This window comes from Cyanobacteriota bacterium, assembly GCA_025054735.1.
Lineage (GTDB): Bacteria > Cyanobacteriota > Cyanobacteriia > SKYG9 > SKYG9 > SKYG9.
On sequence record JANWZG010000305.1, the window covers coordinates 1 to 4955 of the forward strand.

Below are 4955 nucleotides of genomic sequence, written 5' to 3' on the forward strand. Positions count from 1 at the left end.
CCCTCTGAGAATATAAGCATGACGGGTCACAGCATGATGGTAAATCCTTCATGGCTACGCCGCCATGGCTCAGTGACTGGCTGTAGTACGATTAGGGCTGCGATCGCAGGTAGTCCCGAAATGCCATCACCGCTTCAAACTGCTCTTCTGGTTTAACATGGCTGGCTAGCACCTGAATATCACAGTCCGGTAACAATTCACTTGCGGCAAGCTGCTCGTAGCCATTCCCACGCAAGTGGTATATCCGAAACTGTCCTGCTTCCCATACCCAAACTTCCGTAACCCCCAAGCCTCGATAGATCTCTAACTTATCCACTAGACCCTTGGATAAAACGATTTCGATCGCCAGATCGGGAAACTCTTTCTTTTGTCCCAAGCAGTAGCATTCATCCGGCTCTAGCCCGCGTTGTGTAGCCATTTTCCGAAACGTTGCTGAACCAATCCCGTGGAACCGAGTTCGAGTTTCCTGGAAGTAGGCTTCCATTAGCATTCCAATCGTCGTTTTCAACTCTTCGTGCAGTGGGGATGTGGTCATGATTTCCAGACTTCCCTCCAGGTAACTTAGCCGCAATGCCGGGAAATCATCCCCTAGAGTTGCTAGTAGCAATTCATACTGCTGCCAAGTGACCCCTTCTAGCAAGAGGCGCTGTTCTGGTGGGGCTTGGGCGATCGTAGAGGCCGTCATAAGGGAAGTCATGGCACTATTAAAATGGCACTATTAAGTAGTTTCCCTAATCTTAGCGCACTAAGCACTTGTCGAAAGTGACTGACCCAATGATGAACGTTCCTGTGATGCTAGCTTCCTAGGTTCAAGCTGACTAGCGTCCTCTAGCCAGAGATGTCGTTAAGCAGCGAAGTGCCCTCCGCAACCAGATTGCTCTGTGACTGCTCAAGCTGCCACAGTCCTGGTAGGAGTCAGTGGCCATTAACCTAAGCCGTAGGTTGTGGTCATCCTGCGAATCGATCGCTAGATTCTGATCAGAAACTCTAAAAAAACTTGTCAAAATGACCAGCTTCTCGCTAGGATAGGTAACGCTGAAGTATTCCTCAGTAGCTCAGTGGTAGAGCGGTCGGCTGTTAACCGATTGGTCGCTGGTTCGAATCCGGCCTGGGGAGTTGAGTTTTAACACTGGCAAGGTGATAGCCTAAAGGGGCAGCACTTTTTGTATCTATGACAACAGTTCCACTTCAGGTTGATGACGACGATCACCCATCGCGTCAGAATGATTGGCGGCTGTTTCTGCGCCTTGTGCCCTATGGTCTGCGACATCGACAACTGTTGATTGTCTCAATGGTGTTGTTGATTCCCCTGTCTATTGCAGCATCGATTCAACCCTTGTTGGTGGGGCAAGCGATTTCCTTCATTCGCCAAGAGCCAACCTTGCCGCTGTTACAGGGGCGATCGCTGCAATCAGGCTTGAATCTGCTGGCAGGGTTGATGTTGTTGACGATCGCAGCACTGTTGATTCTGCAAGCAGTGCAGGGGTATCTTGTGCAAAAACTGGGGCAACAGATCACGGCTGATATTCGCAACGATCTGTTCGACCATGTAACGGCCTTGTCGGCTAAATTTTTCGATCGCACTCCAGTGGGCAAGCTCATTACCCGCATCACCAGTGATGTGGAAGCCTTGGGGGATGTATTCGCTACAGGGGCGATCGGGATTCTCAGCGATTTGTTTTCCATTGTGGTGACAACGATTATCATGATCTCGCTGCAATGGCAACTGGCGCTGCTGTTGCTAGCTATTCTGCTGCCGGTGACTGCGGTCATCATCTACTTTCAGCGAGAATATCGCGCTGCCAACTATAAGGCTAGGGATGAACTGTCTGCCCTTAACTCCACCCTGCAAGAAAATATCATTGGCATTGGCATCGTGCAGTTATTTCGCCGCGAACAGTTAAATGCCCAGTTGTTCAACACCATTAACCGCCGCTATGTCAAAGCTGTAGACAAGACCATTTTTTACGACTCGGCAATTTCTGCAACGCTGGAATGGATTGCGCTGATTGCGATCGCCGCTGTGTTGTGGTTAGGTGGCTGGCAGGTTATGCAAGGTAGGCTTAACTACGGCATTCTTTCTACCTTTATTCTCTATGCTCCGCGCCTGTTTGATCCCCTGCGGCAATTTGCCGAAAAATTCACCACTATTCAGGGGGGGTTTACGGCTGTAGAGCGCATCAATAACCTGCTGAATGAGCCGATCGATGTTCGGGATATAGATCCTGCCGATCGGCCTCTGCCCATCCACACCCAACCTACAGGCGAGATCCGCTTTAACCATGTTTCCTTCGGCTATAAGCCAGATGAATACGTACTGCACGACTTAAATTTCACCATTCATCCCGGCGAAAAAGTTGCCCTTGTGGGGCCTACGGGTGCAGGCAAAAGCTCGATCATTCGCCTGCTCTGTCGGCTCTATGATGTCAACGAAGGGAGCATTTTAGTGGATGGCGTGGATATTCGCACTATTCCCCAAGCTGAGTTACGTCGCCATATCGGTGTGATCTTGCAGGACAGCTTTCTGTTTGCAGGGGATGTCAAAAGCAACATTGCCCTGGGCGAGACCTACGACTTTGCGGATATTCAAGCAGCGGCAGAAAGTACAAACGTTGCTAGGTTTATTGAACAGTTGCCCCACGGCTACGACACCGTGTTGCGGGAGCGGGGCACGAACCTATCGGGCGGACAAAAGCAACTGCTGGCCTTTGCCCGGGTTGCTATTCGGAATCCCAGGATTTTGGTGTTGGATGAGGCGACAGCTAGCCTAGATGTAGCTACAGAGGCACTGATTCAAGAAGCTCTTGATCGGCTGTTGGAAAATCGCACAGCAATCATCATTGCCCATCGGTTGTCTACCATTCGCCATGTTGATCGCATCTTTGTGTTAAAGCGAGGGCGCTTGGTGGAGTCAGGTAGCCATGATGACTTACTGGCACAGGATGGTCTTTACGCCAGTTTGTATAAGCTTCAAGATAGTGAAGGAATAGTTCATCCGTAGTGTCTGCCATTCATTGGTGATCGCCACAAGGGGGCAATCATCTGTCTTTGGACTGAGTTGATGATGCCGCCAGTGGCTGGGATGCTGATGGGTACATGGAACTTGCGGGGAAAAACTACTCTCTGGCTGTGCGCTATCTGATAGAGCTAATACGAGGATATCACCATTTATGACTCAATCTAGCAGGCGTTCCCAGACTGTTCGCCTTCGCGTGTTCACGAGTGGATCACCAGCGCCATTGCTCCAAGGATTAGATGTTTGGTACACCCTAGGACTGATTGAGGCTGTCGATATCACAGGTGTTACGATCGCCAATCCATCAACCGGCCCCTTGCAACGGGCCATCCGCTTAGAAATTTCTACTACTCAGCCCACCCCCAATCTCTGGCAAGGTCTACACACATGGGCAGACTTAGGATTGCTTACGGATATCAAGCTGGTAGTTGATTTAACAACCAGTGCCACCCATGAGCACTTGCTTCAGGGTTTAGACACCCTCCTCACATTGGGATTGCTGTCTACTAGTCAAGTGCAAGACCTGTGCCAGAGCCACTTGACCTGTGTGCTACCTCTACCCAGAATGGCCTCAGCAGCAAGTTCGCCGACACCTGCGCAGCTAGGCGATCTACAGAAAGCGGCCAGCACACCCACCCGATCCACACCCGTCGCTGCGACCCCTACCCATCAACCAGCAAAGCTGCCGTCAGCAAAGCTACTGTCAGCAAAACCACCGCGATCGCCCAACCCCTTTGCTATGGCGTTGTCGTCCCTGATGGCAGAACTGAGCGTCCGCTGGTTGCTATTTTTGGGCGTGTTTCTGGTGATTTCATCCTCTGGCGTGTTAGCTGCTAGTCAGTGGCAGCGCTTTCCTATAGCTGGACAATACTTGACATTGCTAGCCTATACCCTCGTGTTTTGGGCAGCTAGCCTGTGGGCAAGCGGACAATCGGGTCTAACTCTCACTGCCCAGACCTTACGGCTGGTAACGTTGCTGCTGGTACCCATCAATGTTTGGGCCATGGATACTCTTCATCTGTGGCGCTCAGTGCCCTTGCTGGGAATTGGTGTTGTGGCCACGATCGTCCTAGGGGGCGTTACCTGGCATCTGTTCCAGTTTCAGCCCGCACCCCGGAGGTTGCCCTTGGTGAATTTTTTGCTGTTGAGTGGGTTGCATTGGGGCTGGAAAATTACTGGCTGGCCTGGACTGGCCATCTACGGAGGCACGATCGCAACTGCTCTATTGACTGCCTACCAAACACGATCGCGCTCACAAGCTACAGAGCCGCAGGCTAGAATGCACCTTCCAGCCGTCCGGGCCACGGTGATGATTGCATCCCTGCTGATCCTCTTGGGCAGAGCCATCACCCTAGCTGAAGTTCCCATTACCAGTTTAGGACTGGCCTTAGGCATTTGTGGCTTCCTAATGGCTTGGCTGGACTGGCAATATCGCCCAGAACGGTTGCGCTTGCTGGGGGCAGATTGGGAGGTGATTGGTCTAGGCGGTTTGGGACTCGGTTGGTTGTTGGCTGTAGTGGATGGTCGCCATGGGCAAGTGCTGGCAATTTTGGTCTTGGCTGGGTGGGGATTTTGGCAGCGCTTGCTGCGATCGTGGCAACGGCGCGACCTACTGGCTCTAGCAGGCATTGGACTCAATGGCCTCACCGCAGGCTGGTTACTCATCCCCAACAGTATTCAGGATGCGATCGTCAATACCTGTGCCCGATGGGCTGGCCTGTCTGGAAATCCTGCCCCACTCCTTAGTGTTGGTCTCTTGCCCTACTTGGCTGTAATGCTAGCGGTCACGGGCTGGCTTCATCGCCAAGACAAGCTGCGTTTGGCACGATTTGGCGACTGGCTAACCCTAGGGCTAGGCAGCATTCTCACCCTTGCTAGCACAGCTAGCCCAGCCCTGCAAACCCTCAACCTCGCTGGTTCCACTGTGCTCTTGCTGTGG

General features: G+C 52.1%; 3 protein-coding genes and 1 tRNA gene. 3 read left to right on the forward strand and 1 reads right to left on the reverse strand.

Features of this window, described 5'->3' with window-relative positions; translation table 11 throughout:
- Positions 1–91: 91 nt before the first annotated feature.
- Positions 92–697, reverse strand: a complete 606-nt coding sequence (locus NZ772_13685; GenBank protein ID MCS6814601.1) for a Uma2 family endonuclease — start codon at positions 695–697, stop codon at positions 92–94.
- 347 nt (positions 698–1044) lie between these two features.
- On the opposite strand from NZ772_13685, the gene NZ772_13690 reads away from it, so the two are divergent.
- The 3 genes from NZ772_13690 to NZ772_13700 form a co-directional block, all read left to right on the forward strand.
- Positions 1045–1116 (forward strand) — tRNA-Asn (locus NZ772_13690).
- 55 nt (positions 1117–1171) lie between these two features.
- On the forward strand, positions 1172–3001 hold the full coding sequence (locus NZ772_13695; protein MCS6814602.1) for an ABC transporter ATP-binding protein/permease: 1830 nt from the start codon (positions 1172–1174) through the stop codon (positions 2999–3001).
- 169 nt (positions 3002–3170) lie between these two features.
- On the forward strand, positions 3171–4955 hold a 1785-nt coding region (locus NZ772_13700; protein MCS6814603.1), incomplete at its 3' end, for a hypothetical protein.